This window comes from Streptomyces sp. NPDC033136, from assembly GCF_055578235.1.
Genome location: NZ_JBVIPD010000004.1, coordinates 166138 through 185212, shown reverse-complemented (window position 1 = coordinate 185212; position 19075 = coordinate 166138). Strand labels below are relative to the sequence as shown.

Annotated in this window: 16 protein-coding genes and 1 tRNA gene; 13 read left to right on the top strand and 4 right to left on the bottom strand. The window is 71.6% G+C overall.

Features of this window, described 5'->3' with window-relative positions; translation table 11 throughout:
- Positions 1–49: 49 nt before the first annotated feature.
- Positions 50–520, top strand: coding sequence for a tyrosinase family oxidase copper chaperone (locus tag ACZ5TL_RS09085; protein ID WP_468588731.1), 471 nt, complete (start codon positions 50–52; stop codon positions 518–520).
- The gene (locus tag ACZ5TL_RS09080) at positions 504–1370 is read left to right on the top strand and encodes a tyrosinase family protein (RefSeq protein ID WP_468588730.1); all 867 of its coding nucleotides are present in this window, start codon (positions 504–506) and stop codon (positions 1368–1370) included. Before ACZ5TL_RS09085 ends, ACZ5TL_RS09080 begins: the two co-directional genes overlap by 17 nt.
- Positions 1371–1520: 150 nt before the next feature.
- On the opposite strand, the gene ACZ5TL_RS09075 is transcribed toward ACZ5TL_RS09080, so the two are convergent.
- Complete coding sequence (locus ACZ5TL_RS09075) at positions 1521–2486, bottom strand: D-2-hydroxyacid dehydrogenase family protein (RefSeq protein WP_468588729.1); 966 nt, start codon at positions 2484–2486, stop codon at positions 1521–1523.
- A gap of 253 nt (positions 2487–2739) precedes the next feature.
- Positions 2740–2812: transfer RNA gene (locus ACZ5TL_RS09070), tRNA-Arg, on the bottom strand.
- A gap of 321 nt (positions 2813–3133) precedes the next feature.
- On the opposite strand from ACZ5TL_RS09070, the gene ACZ5TL_RS09065 reads away from it, so the two are divergent.
- The 10 genes from ACZ5TL_RS09065 to ACZ5TL_RS09020 all read left to right on the top strand — a co-directional run bounded on the left by ACZ5TL_RS09065 (position 3134) and on the right by ACZ5TL_RS09020 (position 16023).
- Entirely contained in the window at positions 3134–4741 is a 1608-nt protein-coding gene (locus tag ACZ5TL_RS09065; protein WP_468588728.1) for a dynamin family protein, read from the top strand.
- 3 nt (positions 4742–4744) lie between these two features.
- Positions 4745–6571: a YfjP family GTPase gene (locus ACZ5TL_RS09060; RefSeq protein WP_468588727.1), complete on the top strand. Its 1827-nt coding sequence runs from the start codon at positions 4745–4747 to the stop codon at positions 6569–6571.
- A gap of 440 nt (positions 6572–7011) precedes the next feature.
- Positions 7012–7488, top strand: coding sequence for a single-stranded DNA-binding protein (locus ACZ5TL_RS09055; protein ID WP_468588726.1), 477 nt, complete (start codon positions 7012–7014; stop codon positions 7486–7488).
- A 288-nt stretch (positions 7489–7776) separates the two neighbouring features.
- Positions 7777–9186 (top strand): Cys-Gln thioester bond-forming surface protein, encoded by a 1410-nt coding sequence (locus ACZ5TL_RS09050; protein WP_468588725.1) that lies wholly within the window; start codon positions 7777–7779, stop codon positions 9184–9186.
- Positions 9187–10129: 943 nt separating this feature from the next.
- Complete coding sequence (locus ACZ5TL_RS09045; protein ID WP_468588724.1) at positions 10130–11353, top strand: cation:proton antiporter domain-containing protein; 1224 nt, start codon at positions 10130–10132, stop codon at positions 11351–11353.
- 504 nt (positions 11354–11857) lie between these two features.
- A complete protein-coding gene (locus ACZ5TL_RS09040) occupies positions 11858–12250 on the top strand; it encodes a DUF421 domain-containing protein (protein ID WP_468588999.1) in 393 nt (130 codons plus the stop codon).
- On the top strand, positions 12144–12941 hold the full coding sequence (locus ACZ5TL_RS09035; RefSeq protein ID WP_468589019.1) for a hypothetical protein: 798 nt from the start codon (positions 12144–12146) through the stop codon (positions 12939–12941). Before ACZ5TL_RS09040 ends, ACZ5TL_RS09035 begins: the two co-directional genes overlap by 107 nt.
- Before the next feature lie 333 nt (positions 12942–13274).
- Complete coding sequence (ettA, locus tag ACZ5TL_RS09030) at positions 13275–14939, top strand: energy-dependent translational throttle protein EttA (protein WP_468588723.1); 1665 nt, start codon at positions 13275–13277, stop codon at positions 14937–14939.
- 2 nt (positions 14940–14941) lie between these two features.
- Positions 14942–15355: an acyl-CoA thioesterase gene (locus ACZ5TL_RS09025; protein ID WP_468588722.1), complete on the top strand. Its 414-nt coding sequence runs from the start codon at positions 14942–14944 to the stop codon at positions 15353–15355.
- Positions 15352–16023, top strand: a complete 672-nt coding sequence (locus tag ACZ5TL_RS09020) for a DUF8010 domain-containing protein (RefSeq protein ID WP_468588721.1) — start codon at positions 15352–15354, stop codon at positions 16021–16023. The genes ACZ5TL_RS09025 and ACZ5TL_RS09020 overlap by 4 nt, the downstream gene beginning before the upstream one ends.
- A gap of 71 nt (positions 16024–16094) precedes the next feature.
- On the opposite strand, the gene ACZ5TL_RS09015 is transcribed toward ACZ5TL_RS09020, so the two are convergent.
- Positions 16095–16508: a globin gene (locus ACZ5TL_RS09015; RefSeq protein ID WP_468588720.1), complete on the bottom strand. Its 414-nt coding sequence runs from the start codon at positions 16506–16508 to the stop codon at positions 16095–16097.
- A 70-nt stretch (positions 16509–16578) separates the two neighbouring features.
- Here ACZ5TL_RS09015 and ACZ5TL_RS09010 point away from each other — a divergent pair, with 70 nt between their 5' ends.
- A complete protein-coding gene (locus ACZ5TL_RS09010; protein ID WP_468588719.1) occupies positions 16579–17562 on the top strand; it encodes a methyltransferase domain-containing protein in 984 nt (327 codons plus the stop codon).
- A gap of 24 nt (positions 17563–17586) precedes the next feature.
- On the opposite strand, the gene ACZ5TL_RS09005 is transcribed toward ACZ5TL_RS09010, so the two are convergent.
- On the bottom strand, positions 17587–19059 hold the full coding sequence (locus ACZ5TL_RS09005) for an FHA domain-containing protein (protein ID WP_468588718.1): 1473 nt from the start codon (positions 19057–19059) through the stop codon (positions 17587–17589).
- Positions 19060–19075 lie beyond the last annotated feature (16 nt).

Below are 19075 nucleotides of genomic sequence, written 5' to 3'. Positions count from 1 at the left end.
CTCCGCGCACCCCGCGAAGCCGCCCGCCGTCCACCATGCCAGGACCACGGTGCGACGTCGTGTGCTGTGGGGGCTGTTCGCGTCGGCGCTCACCGTGGCTTCCGCCCCGGCCCTGGTGGCGTCGGGGACAACCCCGTGGGCGTCGGGATCGGCGGGGAAAGCGCCGGGACCGGCCGGAGACGAGGAACGGTTCGACGAGACGTACCGCGGGCGCCGCATCGCAGGCGTCAAGTACGACGCCGGGCGGCCCGGGGAGGACGGCCCGAGCGCGTGGCACGTCACCGTGGACGGGCGGCCGTTGCATCTGATGCGCCGGGCGGACGGCAGCTGGATGAGCATGGTCGACCACTACCAGTCGTACGCGTCCCCGCTCGCCGCCGCGCGCGCTGCCGTCGACGAACTCGGCCCCGGCGCACGGCTGGGCACGCCGGGTGAGCGGAGCAGTAGCACGGAGGACAGCCGTACGGCGAACGGGAACAAGGGCGCCGAGGGGGAACATCGCCATGGTGTACACGCGTAAGGACATCAGCACGCTCACCCGGTCGGAACGACGCCGGCTCGTCAACGCGCTGCTGGAGCTCAAACGACGCGGTGAGTACGACGAGTTCGTGCGCATGCACATCGAGTACTACGCCCCCGACGGTGAGGGCGGCCTGCGCGCCGCCCACATGGCACCTTCCTTCCTGCCCTGGCACCGCAGGTTCCTGCTGGACCTGGAGAACGCGCTGCGGCGCGTGGACGAGTCGGTGACCCTGCCGTACTGGGACTGGACGCGCAACCGCACGCCGACGGCCGTACCGTGGACCGATGACCTGCTCGGCGGCACCGGGCGGCGTTCCGACCGGCAGGTGATGTCCGGCCCCTTCGCCTACCACCACGGCATGTGGACGATCAAGGTGGGGATCACCGACGCGGAGTACCTCATGCGTGAGCTGGGCCGCCCCCGGGACCCGATCGCGCTGCCCAAGGCCGGGGACCTCGAGGGGCCCCTCAACGATCCCGTCTACGACACGGCACCCTGGAACTCCCAGTCGACCAAAGGGTTCCGCAACAAGCTGGAGGGGTGGGGGGCCGGGCGGGGCCCCGCTTCGTGGCGCACCCACAACCGGGTCCACCGTTGGGTCGGCGGCCACATGATGGGCGGCGCGTCCGTCAACGACCCCGTCTTCTGGTTGCACCACGCCTTTGTGGACCTTCTCTGGTCCCGCTGGCAGCGGCGGCACCCGGGCGCCCGCTATCTCCCCGCGAAGCCGCTCGCCCGAGGGGACGCACAACACGGCCGAGTCGTCGCGCGGCACGAGAGGATGCCGCCGTGGGACGTCACACCGGACGAGTTGGAGGACCACAGCCAGATCTACCGGTACGCGTAGTCCGTCCGAGCCGTGTACGGGTGCGGCTGCCTGCGCGCGGCACGCGAAAGGGCACGGCGAGGCCCGTGGGCGCGTACCGCGGGGACCAGCCGGTTGCATCCGCCGACGCAGGCGCCCTGACCGCCGGCAGGGGATCGCCGGCCACACACCTCAGTGGGACGCCAGGAGCCGTACGGGCGAACCGGCCAGAAAGGCCCGGATGTTCTCGACCGCCTGGCCGTAGTACGTCGCGTAGTTCGCCCGGGAGACGTAGCCGAGGTGCGGGGTGGCGAGGATGCGGGGGGCGGTGCGCATCGGGTGGCCGTCGGGGAGGGGCTCGACGTCGAAGACGTCGACGCCGGCACCGGCGATACGGCCCTCGTGCAGGGCGGCGAGGAGCGCGTCCTGGTCGACGATGGCCGCGCGTGAGGTGTTGACCAGGTACGCGGTCGGCTTCAGGAGGGCGAGTTCGGCGGGGCCGAGCAGGCCGCGGGTGCGGTCGCTCAGCGCGAGGTGGACCGAGACGAAGTCGCTGTTCGCGAGCAGGTCCTCCTTGGAGGGAGCGAGTTCCACGCCGACCTCGCCGGCGCGCTCGCGGGTGAGGTTATGGCTCCAGGCACTGACCCGCATGCCGAAGGCGAGGCCGACCCGGGCGACGCGGCCGCCGATCTTCCCCAGGCCGAGAAGCCCGAGCCGGCAGCCGTGCAGATCGGCGCCGACCGTGCTCTGCCAGGGGCCGCCGGAGCGCAGGGCGGTGTTCTCCTCGACGATGCCGCGGGCGAGGCCGAGCAGCAGTGCCCAGGTCAGTTCGACGGGCGGGGTGGGGGAACTGGCCGTGCCGCACACCGTGACGCCGTGGGCCTCGGCGGCCGCGTAGTCGATGACGGAGTTCCGCATGCCGGAGGCGACGAGCAGTTTCAGCCGGGGCAGCCGGGCGATCAGCGAGCCGGAAAACGGCACGCGTTCGCGCAGGGTCACCACGATGTCGAACGCGGCCAGGGCGGCGGCCAGGGCGTCCTCGCCGTCGATGTGCCGGTCGAAGGACACGACCTCCACGTCGTCAGCGACCATCGACCAGTCGGCGACCTCGGTCGCCACCTTCTGGAAGTCGTCCAGCACAGCACAGCGCAGCCGCACGGCATGCCCCTTTCACGGCCCGTGGTTCGGTCCACGGTTCGCTTCCAGAGGTCATGATCGCGCATGGGCGGCGGCGCGGGGACCTGACCCTGTCACCCCGACCAATCGGTCGGCCACGGCGTGGGACCCCCGAGGACGCGGCTCAGTGTGGTCGGCGGGATATACGCGCTGTTCGAAGCCGCCTGGGAAACTGCCACTGACCTCAATGCCGGGAAAAGCCCCTCACGCGTTTTCGCTGGTGAGAGGCTATATGCGCCCCCGGCAGGACTCGAACCTGCGGCCAAGCGCTTAGAAGGCGCCTGCTCTATCCACTGAGCTACGGGGGCCGGGTGTGGTGGCCTCTGTCTGGATGCCCGGGTGTGGGCCGATCCGTGACGTTGCCGGGGACAAGGATAGGGCTCCCGCGTCCTTGCCCCTGTTGCTTCGCCTCCGTGGCTCGATGTGGAGGTTCAGTGAAGCGGTCCTGATAATCGCAGGCGGGTACGAATCGTGCATCGCTTTTGGCGTCTGGCGCATCGGGTGTTGTGCACTCGTTATGCCTGGAGTGTGCCCGTGTCCCACTCGTCCCTTCCATCCCTTGTGTTCTGTCGGCGCGCAGACATGCTCATATGCTTCAGAATTCCCCTAAAATTGGGCATTCTTCACATGTGGTGACCTTGGACGTACGGCCTCAGCTGCTCGACGCACTCTCCGCCCTGCGCGACCGTGTCGCCGCCGCACGCTTCCCGCTGCCCCTGGCGGGGGCCCTACGCGCGCGTGCCAACCGCGACGAACTGCTCGCGCAGCTCGACGACTACTTGGTGCCCCGGTTGCGGGAGCCCGAAGCGCCGCTTCTGGCCGTCGTAGGAGGGTCCACCGGAGCTGGGAAGTCCACGCTCGTGAACTCCCTCGTGGGACGGCGGGTCAGTGAGGCGGGCGTGCTGCGGCCGACGACACGGACCCCCGTGCTGGTCTGCCATCCGGAGGACCATCACTGGTTCAGCGGGATGAGGGTGCTGCCCGACCTCACGCGCGTGTGGGTGCCCCAGCAGGACTCGACGGACGACCTGCTGCTCCCCGGCGAGAACCCCGCGCGCGTGCTGCGCGTCGAGACCACCGAGACACTGCCGCCCGGTCTCGCCCTGCTCGACGCGCCCGACATCGACTCCCTGGTCGCCGACAACCGCGTCCTGGCCGCCGAGCTCATCTGCGCCGCCGACATCTGGGTCATGGTCACCACGGCCGCCCGCTACGCCGACGCCGTCCCCTGGCACATGCTGCGCACCGCCAAGGAGTACGACGTCACCCTCGTCACGGTCCTCGACCGCGTCCCCCACCAGGTGGTCAACGAGGTGTCGCGGCAGTACGGCGCCCTGCTCACCAAGGCCGGCCTCGGCGAGGTGCCGCGGTTCACGGTGCCCGAACTGCCCGAGTCGGCCTGGGGCGGCGGACTCCTGCCGGCCAGCGCCGTGGCCCAGCTGCGTACCTGGCTCATCCACCAGGCCCAGGACCCCGCGGCCCGTCAGCAGGTGCTGGCCCGCACCGCGTACGGCGTCCTCGACTCCCTCAAGTCCCGCATGCCCGAGCTGGCCGCCGCCGCCGCCGCCCAGCACGCCGCCGCGCTGCGGCTCACCTCCGCCGTCGGAGTGGCCTACGACAGCGAGCACACGCGCGTGCGGGGCCGGTTGCAGTCCGGGGCCGTACTCGCCGGGGACGCGCTCAAGCGGTGGCGCGCCTTCCCCCTGGACTGCACCGCCGCCGAACTCCTCGACGCCCTCGTGGAGAGCCTCAGCGCGCTGCTGCTGTGCGCCGTCACCGCCGCCGACGAGCGCGTCGACGACGCCTGGCGGCGCGAACCGGCCTCGGCCGCTCCGGAACTCGCCCTGGGAGAGCCCGCGGCGGACAGTGCCGAGCACCGGATCGGACTCGCCGTACGGCGCTGGCGGCGCGAGCTCGAGGAGTACGCCGAGGACGAGGTGCGCGAACTGGACCGGAACCTCGCGCCCGACCCGGAAGTGGTCGCCGCCCTGGTCGCCACCTCCCTGCTGGGCGGCCGCCGCGGTCGGATGGCCGGGGAGAGCCTCGCCGAGCGGATCGGCGCCCACGGCGCGCTGCGGCTGCGCGACCGGGCCGGACGGCTGCTCACCGAGCACGTCGACCGGCTCCTGCACGCCGAACGGGAGCGCCGGCTCGCCCCGCTGGACGCGCTCGACGTCCACCCCGAACCCCAGGCCGAACTCATCGCCGCGCTGTCCGTACTGCAGAAGGAGAGGTGACCGGTGACCGCCATCACTGACCAGGACCACACCGAGCACGCCGATCAGCCGGACGACGACGCGAACAAGGCGGGGGGCGCCGGGAGGACAGCCAGGAGTGCCTCGGAGGGCGAGCGCGCGGCGCGTACGGACTCCGGGGAGACCTGGGACGACGGGCTCATCGCCCGCCGGGTCAACGAGAACGCCGAGGGGGCCCAGTTCGCCATGACGGACAGCCGTTCCGCCGTCCCGCCCGCCCTGACCCCCCTGGTCTACGACGGCCCGCTGCGCTCCCGGCTCGAGGCCCTGCGCGAACTCGTGGGGCTGTCGCGCACCCGCCTCGACAGCCGCACCCTGTCGGAGGCGGGCCGGGTGCTCGACGAGGCGTCCGCGCGGCGCCGGCTCTCCGGGCAGCACACCGTCGTCGCCATCGCGGGTGCCACCGGCAGCGGCAAGTCGCAACTGTTCAACGCGCTCGCCGGGGTGACCATCTCGGAGACCGGCGTACGTCGTCCCACCACCGCGGCGCCCATCGCGTGCAGTTGGAGCGACGGCGCGGCGAGCCTCATCGAACGCCTCGGCATCCCGCCCCGGCTGCGCCGCCGGCCGCTGCCGACGGGGGACGGCGAGTCGCCGCTGCGCGGACTCGTCCTGATCGACCTGCCCGACCACGACTCCGCGGCCGTACAGCACCGCGAGCACGTGGACCGCATCCTGGCGCTCGTCGACGCGGTCATCTGGGTCGTCGACCCGGAGAAGTACGCCGACGCCGTCCTCCACGAGCGGTACCTGCGGCCGATGGCGGCCCACGCCGAGGTCATGTTCGTCGTCCTCAACCAGATCGACCGGCTGCCCGGCGAGGCCGCCGAGCAGGTCCTCGACGACCTGCGGCGGCTCCTCGACGACGACGGCATCGCCCTCGGGGAGTACGGCGAACCGGGTACGACCGTGCTCGCGCTGTCCGCGCTCACCGGGGACGGTGTCGGTGAACTGCGCGAGGTGCTCGGCCAGTTCGTGGCGGAGCGGGGGGCACCAGCCCGCCGTATCTCGGCCGACGTCGACCTCGCCGCGGCGCGGCTGTGGCCCGTCTACGCCACCCAGCGGCGGACCGGGCTGAGCGAGCAGGCCCGTGAGGAGTTCTCGGACCGGCTCGCGGACGCGGTGGGCGCCACGGCCGCCGGCGAGGCGGCCGAACGCGCCTGGCTGCGCAACGCCAACCGCGCGTGCGGCACTCCCTGGCTACGGTTGTGGCGCTGGTACCAGGACCGCGGCGAGCCCGCCACGGGGCGGCTCCCCTCCCGCGCGCAGGCCGACGAGGAGGCCACCGCCCGGCAGCGGGTCGAACAGGCGGTGCGGACGGTGTCCGACCGGGCCTCGGCCGGGCTGCCCGCGCCCTGGGCACAGGCGGTGCGCGAGGCGGCGGCCCGCGGCTCGCAGGGGCTGCCCGAGGCACTGGACGAGCTGTCCGTGCGCGCGGGTGTGCCGACGGGGCGGCCGCCGCGGCCGGGGTGGTGGCCGGTGGCCGTGCTGACCCAGGCGTCCATGACGATCCTGCAGTTCCTGGGCGGGCTGTGGCTGCTGGGCCAGATCATCGGGGTCATGGCGCCGAACCTCGGCGTGCCGGTGCTGCTGATGGTGATCGGCATCGTCGGCGGTCCGCTGATCGAGTGGAGCTGCCGGATGGCGGCGCGGGGGCCGGCCCGGCGCTACGGGCTGGACGCGGAACGCCGGTTGCGGGAGGCGGCAGCCGGGTGCGGCAGGGCGCGGGTACTGGATCCGGTGGCGGCGGAGCTGTTGCGGTACCGGGAGGTCCGGGAGCAGTACGGGAGGGTGGTGGGGGCAGGGCGGTGAGCGTGGTGCGGTAGCGCTTGTCGGGTGACGCGTGTGGCGTGATGCCTGTGCGGTGGCGCGTGTGTGATGCCTGTGCGGTGGCGCAGGCGGTGGCGGCTGGTGAAGGTGCTTGCTGCAGGCGGTGCCCTCTGGTGCGTGGTGCGGGGGCGCATGGTGGGGTGGCGCATGTGCGGTGATGCAGGGGTGGCGCATGGTGCGGTGACCGCGGGGTGACCGCTGTGACCGCCGTGGCTGTGACGGGCCGTCGGCGCCATCGTCTCGCGCCTCCGTGGCACTCGGCGTCACCCCTCCGGGTGGCGGCGTTGTCCACAGGTGGGCGGTGATCCACAGCGCTCAGCGGGCCCGGCCCGGCGGCGGCAGTCTGGCAGACGCAGCCGTACGGGACGGGCCCGTACGCGTGTCGGCCCGGCGTCCGAGTCCGGGCGAGGGAGGGGTTCGCGATGAACGAGACGATGGTCTGCGCGGTCGGCAGGGTGGCGACGCAGCCGGTGTACCGGGAGATGGCGTCCGGCCCGTCGGCGAGGTTCCGGCTGGCGGTGACCGCGCGCTACTGGGACCGCGAGAAGAACACGTGGACCGACGGGCACACCAATTTCTTCACGGTCTGGGCCAACCGCCAGCTCGCCACGAACACGGCGGCGTCGCTGGCGGTGGGGGAACCGGTGATCGTGCAGGGCAGGCTGAAGGTGCGCACCGATGTGCGTGAGGGGCAGAGCTGGACGTCGGCGGACATCGACGCGGTGGCGATCGGCCATGACCTGGCCTGGGGCACCTCGGCGTTCAGGAGGGGCGGCAAGCCCGAGACGGCGTCGCCGCCGACGCGACCTGAGCCCAACTGGGAGACACCGCACGAGGGTTCCTCCGACACCCCGGACGCACCGGCTCAACAGCACTCCGAGGCACCGGCACTGACGTGACATCAGGTACCGGCGGAGGTCTGCCCGAACTACGGCTTATCGACAGGTGTGCACCGGACGGCCAGGGGTGGATTTGTCGATAAGCCCTGCTCACCAGGGATCTTGGCGATAACGATTCCGAGTCGGATCACTCGTCCGACGGCCTGACCGGCGGGCGGACTCCGCCGCGTCCTTAGGATGCCGGACATGGCTTTCGGGGCTCTCGGGTCTCCCGTGACCTGTGAGGCTTCTGATTCTGCTGGTGGGACCGTCCCCCCACGTAACCGGTCCTGCTCGAAGGGGAATTTGGTGTTTGCTTCGTTCTCTGAGCTGTTCGTACGCAGGCGAGGGACGGCCCGCTTCGCCGCCGCGACGCTGGTGTCCGGGCTCGTCGCCGCGGGCGGGCTGGCCGGTGCCCGGCAGGCGGCCGCCGACGAGACGCCACAGAGCCAGGGCGGGGCGGCCGCGACGATAGGCGGCCTCAAGACGTACGGCGCGGCCGTGATACACGCCGACACCGGCGACCAGGAGATCTCGGCGGGCCTGTTCGAGATGTCCGTCGAGGGCGGCGGCATGCTGCAGACGTACTGCGTCGACCTCCACAACCCCACGCAGCGGGACGCCAATTATCACGAGACGCCCTGGAGCGGCACGTCCCTGGGCGTCAACAAGGACGCCGGGAAGATCCGCTGGATCCTGCAGAACTCCTACCCGCAGGTGAACGACCTCGCGGCGCTGGCCCGGAAGGCGGGTGTGCGCGGGGCGCTCACCCAGCAGGACGCGGCGGCCGGTACGCAGGTGGCGATCTGGCGGTACTCGGACGACGTGGCCGTCGACGCGCTCGACCCGCAGGCCGAGCAACTCGCGGATTACCTGCAGAAGAGCGCCCGGAACCTGCCCGAGCCCCGGGCCTCGCTCACCCTGACCCCGTCGGCGGTCTCCGGACGGCCGGGCGAGCGGCTGGGGCCGGTGACGGTCCACACCAATGCCGGCAGTGCGACGGTGACCCCTCCGGCGGACGCCGCTACGAGCGGGGTCCGGATCGTCGACGCGCAGGGCAAGCCCGTCACCTCCACCTCGGACGGCGGGCAGGTGTTCTTCGAGGTGCCCGAGGACGCGGCGGCCGGCGCGGCCGATCTCACGGTGCAGGCCTCGACGACCGTCCCGGTCGGCCGGGCCTTCGCCTCGGACAGCCGCAGCCAGACACAGATCCTGGCGGGCTCCAGCGAGTCGACGGTGTCCGCGACGGCCGGCGCGACCTGGGCGAAGCAGGGTCCGGTTCCGGCACTCTCGGCGGCGAAGAACTGTGCCGAGGGCGGCGTCGACGTCATCGCGTCCAACAAGGGCGACGAGCCGTTCACCTTCGAACTGGCCGGCCTCGAGCACACCATCGCCGCGGGCGAGTCCCGCACGGTGACGGTGCCGCTTCAGGAGGACCAGGCCTACGACTTCACGATCCGCGGCCCCGGTGGTTTCGAGAAGCGCTTCACCGGTGTGCTGGACTGCCAGATCCGGGGCAGCGCGACCGGTACCACCACCCAGACCCTCAGCGAGCCGACCCCGGCCGCGGTGGGCGGCACCGACACGGACACCAACCTCGCCGAGACAGGCAGCTCCGGCGTCACTCCCCTGATCGCGGGCATCGCCCTCGGCATGGTCCTGATCGGCGGGACGACCCTGATCGTGCTGCGGCGCAAGGAGCCGACGGCGGGGGACTGACCCGCGGCGAACGCGGCGGCGGCTCCGGGCGGCGCCGCTTTGCCCCGGACGCCGAGAGGGTGCTGTTCGCCGGGGCTGGTGCCTCCGACGTCAGGGGTGACTCAGGGGCTTGGCTTCTGATGGATCTCCGCGGAGATCCATCAGAAGCCAAGCCCCTCGGTGCGTAGACGTCCTCAAGCGGCGAGGGCGATCACTCCTGCGATCACTCCTGCGCGCCCAGGAGTGGAGCCTTCCCCTCAGATGTGGGGTGCCAAGTGATCACCCCCTGGGCCGTCCCCGGGCCGTGTCCGGCGGCTTGGGCCGTCTGCGGGCCGTCGGGTGTTTCCGGGCCGTCATGCGCGTGACCAGCGGCCCGATACATCGCGGAGTGGCCTTCCCGGTCCGGGTCTCGCTGGGACGGCATGAGGTGGGTGTAGGCCCGGAGGGTGAAGCCCGGGTCGCTGTGGCCCGAGTAAAGAGGCTCAGGGCCAGGTGCGCCGAGGCGCAGAAGTGCCGCAGGGCGTGCATGCCGTGCTCGCGGGAGGCGGCGTAGCGCTCGCCCTTCTCAGGGGCCGGGATGATGCCTGCGGCTGCGAACGCGGGCCGCCAAGCCTGGTCATCGAAGGCCTGGCTCCAGATGGCCGCTCCGGCGACCCTCGTGAAGAGGAGCTGGTGTGCGACCTTGAGACCGGTCGGGGTCAGCCAGGGAAGCGTCACGCCGACGGGCGGGAAGTCCGCCACGTGCTCGCGGATTGCCGCCGACACCTCGGGGTCAGGGGGACGTCGCGGAGCTTCATCGTTCCAGGTCAGGAAAGCACTTTCGCGTTTCCACCTCGCCAGCCGCCAAACCCGAGTGAAACGGCGAGGTCAGTGCTCTTCGGGGCGGTGTCAGCAACTTGGGCCGTCCAGGGCACCGGGCGTCCGGGTACACATGCTCGTGACCGGAAAGGGAAAGTCAGGCGGCATGGTGGACACTCTACTGACGGTTGCCGGTGCGCTCGCCCTCGTGGTGGCGGCGCTCTCCGCGCTCATCCAACGGCTACCGCTGAGCGGACCGCTGCTGGCCCTGCTGACCGGCGTCGTCTTCGGTCCGGCCGTGCTGGGGATCATCGACCTTCCCACCGTGGTGGAGGGACACGAGGAACTGCACGAGGCCTCCCGGATCCTGCTGGCGATCTCCGTGATGGCCGTGGCGCTGCGCTATCCGTTCCGCGCCGTACGGTCACGGATCAGGCCGGTGGCCGTCCTTCTCGGCGTAGCCATGCTGGGGATGGCGCTGCTCACCACGGCAGTGTCGGCCGCCGCCCTGGGCATCGGCCTCGGCGCGGCGGCGCTGCTGGGAGCCGCACTGACCCCCACTGACCCCGTCCTCGCCTCCAGCGTGATCACCGGCGAACCCGCCGAGAAGGGCATCACCGCCCGGACCAGGCAGCTCCTCTCCCTCGAATCGGGTGCCAACGACGGACTGGCCCTGCCCCTGGTGCTCGCCGCCGTGGCCATCGCCGGGCCCCTCACCGGCACCAAGGCACTGCTGGAATCCCTGTGGCAGGTTCTGGGCGCGGTCGCCTTCGGGGGGGTGGCGGGCTGGCTGGGCGGAAAGGCCCTGCGCGCCGCCGACGATCGTCGCACCGTCGAGTCAGGCCCCCTGTTCATCTACACGCTCCTGCTCGCCCTGTTCGTGCTCGGGGCCTCCGGTCTGCTGCACCTCGACGGCATCCTGGCCGTCTTCGTCAGCGGCCTGGCCTTCAACGCGACGAGTTCGGCGAACGAACGCGCCGAAGAGAACAAGATCGACGAGGCGGTCAACCGCCTCATGGTCCTGCCGCTGTTCACCGTCCTGGGAGCGATGATCCCCTGGAGCGAGTGGGGCGATCTGGGATGGTGGCGGGCACTGCTGCTGGTCCTGGGCGTGCTACTGCTGCGCAGGCTGCCGATCCTGCTAGCGCTCAAGCGGCCCCTCTCCCTGACCTGGCGGGATGCCGTCTTCCTGGGCTGGTTCGGCCCCATCGGCGTCTCGGCGCTGTTCTACCTGACCATGGAGGCCCACCGGCTCGGGGCGAACCCCCTGGTACTCGCCGCCGGAACACTGATCGTCGCCGCCAGCACCGTCGTGCACGGCATCACCACGGCCCCCGGGCTAGTTCTCTATCGCAAGGCCGCCGACCGTGCACCCGACACGGCGCAATGAGCCACGAGCGCTCGGCCGCCTTCCCCGGACGCGGCTGCCGGCCACACCGACACCGACCTGCCCGCAAACGCCCAGTCGGCGGCGTTCACCCAGGGGATCCCAGCCGTCGTGCGGCCTGCCCCTTTGGCCGGTTCCGCCTCCACCTGCGCGAACTCCTCTGGCTCAGCCTCGGCAGTGACGCCTTTCCTTGTGCCCGCAGAGGCTCGCGGACCGTCCTCATGCCACGTCCGCCGCCACCGCTGTACGGCGCCTTGTGCGGACGACCGGCCAAGGGGGTAGCAGGGGGAACATGCTCTTCGACTCCTGGGATGACCTGGCCCGCGTTTGGATCACGACGGGCCTCGCCCATCTGTTTTTGATCGTCGCGGTCCGCGCGTCCGGCAAGCGAGCCTTGTCGAAGACGAACGCCTCCGACTTGGTCGTCACCGGGGCGTCGGGCTGGACCTGGCAACGATTCTGCTCAACCGCCACGTCGCGCTCCTCGAAGGCGCCACCGCTCTCGGCATGCTGGTGGCGCTGCGGTTCTTCACCGCTTGGGCGCCGGTCCGCTCCGGTAGGGTCCGGCGCCTGGTGAAGGCCGAGCCGACCGTGCTGCTGCACCAGGGCCGCATGCTCCCCGAAGCGATGAGGCGCCGGCGGGTGGCACTCGATGAGGTGAGGCAGGCCGTCCGTCCTCAAGAGGTTGGTGCTATGGAGGAAGTGCAAGCCGTCATGCTGGAAACGGACGGCAGCCTCAGTGTGATTTCCCGCTCCTGGTACGGCTCCGGTACCGCCCTGGACAATGCCGAGCATGCCCATCGTGATGCTGTACAGGCCAGGCATTACGGTCAGGTCCCTGGTCTGTGGCCAGGCGGAGCGCGGACGCATGAAAGGCGTAGTGAGCGAATGGGGGGCTGACGTGGGTCCAACTTCCGAGCACGACTCTGTGCGTGAGCGTCTGGCCCAGGAGTTGCTGGACCGGCTCACGCCAGTGATGAGCGCCCTGGGAGTGCTGTTCCTGCTCGTCGTCATCGGCGAGCGCATGGCCAGGCCCGGAACGGCGATGCAGGCCGCCATGACGGTGACCGGCTGGCTGCTGTGGGCAGCCTTCGTCACCGAGTTCATCACCCGCCTGGGCCTGGCCGAGCACCGGGGAAAGTTCCTGCGCCGCAACTGGTGGCAGGTGATCTTCCTGATCCTGCCCTTCCTGCGGGTGCTTCGCCTGATGCGCTCGCTTCGCCTCCTGCGCACCGGCCGGGTGCTCTCCTCGACCGTGCGGTCCTCCCGGTCGGCGGGCCGGCTGCTCAGCGACCGGGTGGCGTGGCTGGGCATGATCACGGTGATCGTGGTGGTCGCCGCAGGGGAACTGCTGTATGAGTTCGATCGGCCGACCGATTCGTTCGCGAGCACCCTTCACGCCACGGCACTGATGGCGATCAGCGGTGAGACGGCGGGAGCAACAACCGCCTACGGCAAGTTCATCGAAATCTTGCTGGCCCTGTACGCCGTCACGGTGTTCGCCTCGTTGGCTGGCGCCTTCGGCGCCTACTTCATGGGCAACCGCGGCCCGACGCCGCCCGGCACGCCACCGGCTGAGGAGAAGCGGTAATGACAGCTGCCTGAGACCGCGGCTTCGGGCCCGGCTCGCGTCGCGGACCCGGCCCGCTGTTCGCCTCCTTGGCGGCGGCCGGGAGTATCCGCTGGTCTAACAGAATGGATGCGGCTTCGCTCGCGCTCCGGTGAGTTCTTCAGCTGTGATGTCCGGAGCAACAGCCGGAGCCGCGACAGGCGACCAACGGCAGTGACAGGCGAGTCCAGGCCACCCATCGCGAACCCCCAGGTCACAGCCCCCCACTCATACGCGTTTCCACCCAGGGGTAGCGGTACGGCAAGATGGGGTGTATCTGCCCACTGCCAGTTTCAAGCTGCCGGACGGTTTCTCTTGGCTGAGTTCATTTACACCATGCGCAAGGCGCGCAAAGCGCACGGCGACAAGGTGATCCTCGACGACGTGACGACGAGCTTCCTCCCGGGAGCGAAGATCGGCGTCGTCGGCCCGAACGGCGCCGGAAAGTCGACGATCCTGAAGATCATGGCCGGGATCGAGCAGCCGTCCAACGGTGACGCCTTCCTCACCCCCGGCTACACGGTCGGCATCCTGCTGCAGGAGCCCCCGCTGACCGAGGACAAGACCGTCCTGGAGAACGTCCAGGAGGGTGTCGCCGAGATCAAGGGCAAGCTCGACCGGTTCAACGAGATCGCCGAGCAGATGGCGACCGACTACACCGACGAGCTCATGGACGAGATGGGCAAGCTCCAGGAGCAGCTCGACCACGCAGGCGCCTGGGACCTCGACGCCCAGCTGGAGCAGGCCATGGACGCCCTGGGCTGCCCGGCCGGCGACTGGCCCGTCACCAACCTGTCCGGCGGTGAGCGCCGCCGCGTCGCGCTGTGCAAGCTGCTGCTGGAGCAGCCCGACCTGCTGCTGCTCGACGAGCCCACCAACCACCTCGACGCCGAGTCCGTGAACTGGCTGGAGCAGCACCTGGCCCAGTACCCGGGCACCGTCGTGGCGGTCACCCACGACCGGTACTTCCTCGACAACGTCGCCCAGTGGATCTGCGAGGTCGACCGCGGCCGCCTCTACCCCTACGAGGGCAACTACTCCAAGTACCTGGAGACCAAGGCCGCCCGCCTCAAGGTCGAGGGCCAGAAGGACGCCAAGCGGCAGAAGCGCCTCAAGGAAGAGCTCGACTGGGTGCGGTCGAACGCCAAGGGGCGTCAGGCCAAGTCCAAGGCGCGTCTGGCCCGCTACGAGGAGATGGCCGCCGAGGCCGACAAGATGCGGAAGCTGGACTTCGAGGAGATCCAGATCCCGCCGGGCCCGCGCCTGGGCAACGTCGTCGTCGAGGTCAGCAACCTCACCAAGGGCTTCGGCGAGAAGCTGCTCATCGACGACCTCAGCTTCACGCTGCCGCGGAACGGCATCGTCGGCATCATCGGGCCGAACGGCGCCGGCAAGACCACCCTGTTCAAGATGATCCAGGGCATGGAGGAGCCCGACTCCGGCGCCATCAAGGTCGGCGACACCGTCAAGATCTCCTACGTCGACCAGAGCCGCGAGAACATCGACCCGAAGAAGACGCTGTGGGCGGTCGTCTCCGACGAGATGGACTACATCAACGTGGGCCAGGTCGAGATGCCCTCGCGCGCGTACGTCTCCGCCTTCGGGTTCAAGGGGCCGGACCAGCAGAAGCCGGCCGGTGTGCTCTCCGGCGGTGAGCGCAACCGGCTGAACCTCGCGCTCACCCTCAAGCAGGGCGGCAACCTGCTGCTTCTCGACGAGCCGACCAACGACCTCGACGTCGAGACCCTCTCCAGCCTGGAGAACGCACTGCTGGAGTTCCCCGGCTGCGCGGTCGTCGTCTCCCACGACCGGTGGTTCCTGGACCGCGTCGCCACGCACATCCTCGCCTACGAGGGCGAGTCCAGGTGGTTCTGGTTCGAGGGCAACTTCGAGTCGTACGAGAAGAACAAGGTCGAGCGGCTCGGCCCGGACGCCGCGCGTCCGCACCGCGCCACCTACAAGAAGCTGACCCGGGACTGATCTTGCGGCACATCTACCGCTGCCCGCTGCGCTGGGCGGACATGGACGCCTACGGCCACGTCAACAACGTGGTGTTCCTCCGCTACCTGGAGGAAGCCCGTATCGACTTCCTGTTCCGCCCGGAGAAGGACTTCAAGCAGGGGTCCGTGGTGGCACGCCATGAGATCGACTACAAGCGGCAGCTGGTCCACCGGCACCACCCGGTGGACGTCGAGCTGTGGGTCACCGAGATAAGGGCCGCGTCCTTCACCCTCACCTACGAGGTGAAGGACGACGACCAGGTCTATGTGAGGGCCTCGACGGTGATCGTGCCGTTCGACTTCGAGGCACAGCGCCCGCGCCGGATCACCGAGGAGGAGCGCGAGTTCCTCCGCGAGTACATGGATGACGACGAGGAGGAGGCCGTCGCCGCATGACGGTGCTCCACCTCGCCGACGAGGGGGAGGCGGCGGATCTCGCCGCCTTCCTCTCCCGGCTGCTCCACTACGACCGCGGGGCCGCGGTGCGCCTGCAGGCCGTGGGCACCGCGCTCGCCGTGTTCGGACGGCCGCCGTCCTTCGAGGTGCTGGCCGTGCGGGCGGTGCGGCTGGCGAAGCCGTACGAGAAGGGGCTCGAGGCCACGCTGGACGTGACCGTGTCCGCCGGTGAGTTCCTGGAGTCGGTGGACGAGAAGGCCGCGACGGCCGTCGTGCCGGGTGCGGTGACCGGGCCGCCGTGGGCGGGCGTGCTGCCGCCGCGCGGTGGCTGGCGGGCGGCCGAGCCGGGGCTGCCTGCGCCGGACGCGCTGCGGTCCCTCGTGGCCGCCGCCGTCGCCGAGTTCCGGGCCCGTACGCAGGAGTTGCCGGCCGAGCGGCGCACCCGGGCCGAGCTGGACCGGATCGGGCGGGACATCTGGTCCCGTACGGTCGGCGACACCCCGCTACCCGTCCGGGCCGTGCACGCCGCGCAGTCGCTCGGCTTCCTGCGGCCCGAGGTGCCGCTGGGGCTGTTCTCGTCGGGTGCGTGGCTCCGGCTGCGCACGCCGTACGGGTCGATCGCGGTACGGCGCGCCGGGCTCGGGGCCCTGGACGTCAGCGTCCGCTGAAACGGGTCCCCCGCCGCGCCCCCGGAGGCGTCAGCGTCCGCCGACCCGGCCCCGCCGCGCCCCGGAGGGCGTCAGCCCGGGCTGTTCACCATCGAGGCCGCCGCGTACGTCAGGTAGTTCCACAGGGTGTGCTCGTGCTCCTCGGACAGCCCGAGCTCCTCGACGGCGACCCGCATGTGCTTCAGCCACGCGTCGTGCGCCGCACGGTCGACCGTGAAGGGCACGTGCCGCATCCGCAGGCGGGGATGCCCGCGGTTGTCGCTGTACGTCGTGGGGCCGCCCCAGTACTGGATGAGGAACAGCGTGAGGCGCTCCTCGGCCGGGCCCAGGTCCTCCTCGGGGTACATGGGCCGCAGCAGCGGGTCCTCGGCGACGCCCTCGTAGAAACGGTGGACGAGCCGGCGGAAGGTCTCCTCCCCGCCGACCTGCTCGTAGAAGGTCTGCTCCTGAAGCGTGCCGCGCCGAATCTCTTTCACGCCGTCCATGGTCTCAGACGCCCCGGCATAGGACTCAAGACCTAGGACCAGCCCAGGACCCTCCGCCTACTGTGGAGACATGGGCGGGCACGCACCCGGCAGGGAACTCGACGGTCTCGCCGCCTCCGCGCGGGCGGCGCTGGTGCGGCGGATCGAGGCGAGCGGCGCCTGGTCCGCCGATCCGGTGTGGCGGGAGGCGTTCGCGGCGGTCCCACGGCATCTCTTCGTGCCGTACTACTACGTCGGCGTCGCCGGCGGCTACGAACGCCGCTGGGGACAGAGCCCGGACGCCGAGGCGTGCGAGCGGTGGGTGCGCGGCGCCTACGAGGACACCCCGCTGGCGACCCGGCTGCGGGACGGCGAGCTGCTGTCGTCCAGCAGCCAGCCCTCCCTGATGGCGGAGATGCTGGCCGCGCTGGAGGTGGCGGACGGGCACACCGTCCTGGAGATCGGCGCGGGCACCGGCTACAACGCCGCGCTGCTCGCCCACCGGCTCGGCGACGACAAGGTCACCACCGTCGACCTCGATCCGGAGATCACCGAGTCGGCCCGTCGGCATCTGGCCGCGGCCGGGTACCACCCGGCCGTCGTCACCGGCGACGGCGCCCGGGGCGTGCCCGAGCGTGCCCCGTTCGACCGGATCATCGCCACCTGCGCCCTGGATACGGTGCCCCGCGCCTGGCTCGCCCAGAGCCGCCCCGGCGGCCGGATCCTGCTGCCGCTCGCCACCGGCCTGATCGTGCTCACGGTGACGGACGCCTCGCACGCCGAGGGGCGGTTCCTGCACACGCCCGCCTACTTCGTGCCGCTGCGCGGCACCGGCCGGCCCGGCGGTGAGCCGTTTCAGCTGGGCGGGGTGCCGCGCCGGGCCAGGGAGGACGACGCGTTCCGGTTCCTGCTGGCCCTGACCCGCGGCAGCCTCGACCCGCAGGAGGCGCACGCGCTCTGGGAGCAGGAGGGCCGGCCGCAGCGCGAGCGCTACGGGATCACCGTCAGCGGCGAGCGGGAATGGGCCTGGCTGGACGACCCGGAGGGGCCGTACGCCTGGCCCCTCCCGTCCTGACAGGCCGCTGACCGGGGCTCAGGCTCAGCCGCGGCGGATCGTGATCGTCGTCCAGGCGCCCACGTGCACCCGGTCGCCGTCCTGCAGCGGCACGGGGACGAACGGCTGGATCGGGTCCTCCGAGCCGTTGACCGTCGTGCCGTTCGTGGAGTTCTGGTCGACGACCGCCCAGCTGCCGTCCGGCTGCTGGACCAGCACCGCGTGCTGGTGCGAGACGCCCGGGTCCTCCGGCGGCACCGCCAGGTCGATGTCGGGGGTGTCGCCGGTGGAGTGCCGGCGGCGGCCGATCGTGATCTGGTTGCCGGTGAGCGTGCGCTGCTGCTCGGGCGAGTACGCGGGCAGGTTCAGACCCGCGGCCTCGGGGCCGGAGCGCTGCATCATCGCCATGAAGTAGTCGCGGTCCGGGCCGATGGTCGCGGTCCACGTCGCTGGTCCCTGCGGCGCCTGGGGCTGCTGCGGGAAGCCGCCGGGGCCGGGCGGGGCCTGGGTCGCGCCGGGATGCGGGTAGCCGTAGCCGCCCTGGCCGGGGCCGGCGCCGGGCTGAGGGTAGCCGTAGCCGCCGCCCTGACCGGGGCCGCCGGGGCCGCCGGGGCCACTCGGGCCGGTGGACGACGGCGGGGAGATCACCCAGTCGTCGTCACCGCTGCCGAAGGACGGACCGCCCTGCTGCGGGGGCCGCCGGGTCTCCTGCGGGAATCCGGGCGGGGCGGGAGGGCCGGACTGGTGGAAGGCCTGCGGAGCCCCACCGGGGCCACCACCGGGACCGCCAGGTCCGCCGGGACCACCGGGACCGGGCGGCGGCGGGACCGGCCGCGAGGGGTCGGCACCGAAACCGGGCGGGCCGGAGGCGCCGCCCGGCCCGCCACCAGGACCGCCGGGACCACCAGGGCCGGGAGGTCCGCCGGCGCCGGGCTGGGGGTAGCCGTAGCCGCCGCCCTGACCCGGGCCGCCGGGGCCACCAGGGCCGGGCCGGCCGGACGGGGCGCCGCCGAACGGCGGGATCGGCTCGGCCGGGCGGTTCATCTGGGACGGGCGGGAGCTCTGGTAGTCGTACCCGTCACCGCCGCCGTACGACGGACCCGACGGACCCGACGGGCCGGGCTGACCGGGCTGGCCGGGAGGCTGGAACCGCATGCCCGGGCCGGGCGGGGGCGGGGCCGCGGGAGTGTACGAGGTCGCCGTGTTCGTCAGGAAGTTCCACCGGCACTCCTCGCAGAACGGCGCAGCGCCCTCACGCGGCGTACGGCACTGCGGGCAGAGCTCCGGCTCGGCGTTCGGTACGGCGGACAGGTGCGGAGGACGCCCACCGGGCTGGCCACCGGGGCCGCCGGGAGGGCCGGGAGGACCGCCCTGGCCGGCGGGGGGCGGGAAGCCGTAGCCGCCGCCCGGCGGGGGCGGCGGGGGAGGAGGCGGAGGCACGGCACCCGCCATGCGGTGACCGCAGACCTCGCACCAGTCGTCGGAACCCGACTGGTGTCCGTTCGGGCAGGTCGGCATGTCGGCGCGTCCCTCC

What these genes read in the sequence shown, in the direction of transcription:
- ACZ5TL_RS09055 (WP_468588726.1), top strand. Translation starts at nt 7,012, where the DNA reads ATGAACGAGACGATGGTCTGCGCGGTCGGCAGGGTGGCGACGCAGCCG.
- ACZ5TL_RS09045 (WP_468588724.1), top strand. Translation starts at nt 10,130, where the DNA reads ATGGTGGACACTCTACTGACGGTTGCCGGTGCGCTCGCCCTCGTGGTG.
- ACZ5TL_RS09035 (WP_468589019.1), top strand. Translation starts at nt 12,144, where the DNA reads ATGCCCATCGTGATGCTGTACAGGCCAGGCATTACGGTCAGGTCCCTG.
- ACZ5TL_RS09080 (WP_468588730.1), top strand. Translation starts at nt 504, where the DNA reads ATGGTGTACACGCGTAAGGACATCAGCACGCTCACCCGGTCGGAACGA.
- ACZ5TL_RS09015 (WP_468588720.1), bottom strand. Translation starts at nt 16,508, where the DNA reads ATGGACGGCGTGAAAGAGATTCGGCGCGGCACGCTTCAGGAGCAGACC.
- ACZ5TL_RS09020 (WP_468588721.1), top strand. Translation starts at nt 15,352, where the DNA reads ATGACGGTGCTCCACCTCGCCGACGAGGGGGAGGCGGCGGATCTCGCC.
- ACZ5TL_RS09005 (WP_468588718.1), bottom strand. Translation starts at nt 19,059, where the DNA reads ATGCCGACCTGCCCGAACGGACACCAGTCGGGTTCCGACGACTGGTGC.
- ACZ5TL_RS09040 (WP_468588999.1), top strand. Translation starts at nt 11,858, where the DNA reads ATGCTGGTGGCGCTGCGGTTCTTCACCGCTTGGGCGCCGGTCCGCTCC.
- ACZ5TL_RS09010 (WP_468588719.1), top strand. Translation starts at nt 16,579, where the DNA reads ATGGGCGGGCACGCACCCGGCAGGGAACTCGACGGTCTCGCCGCCTCC.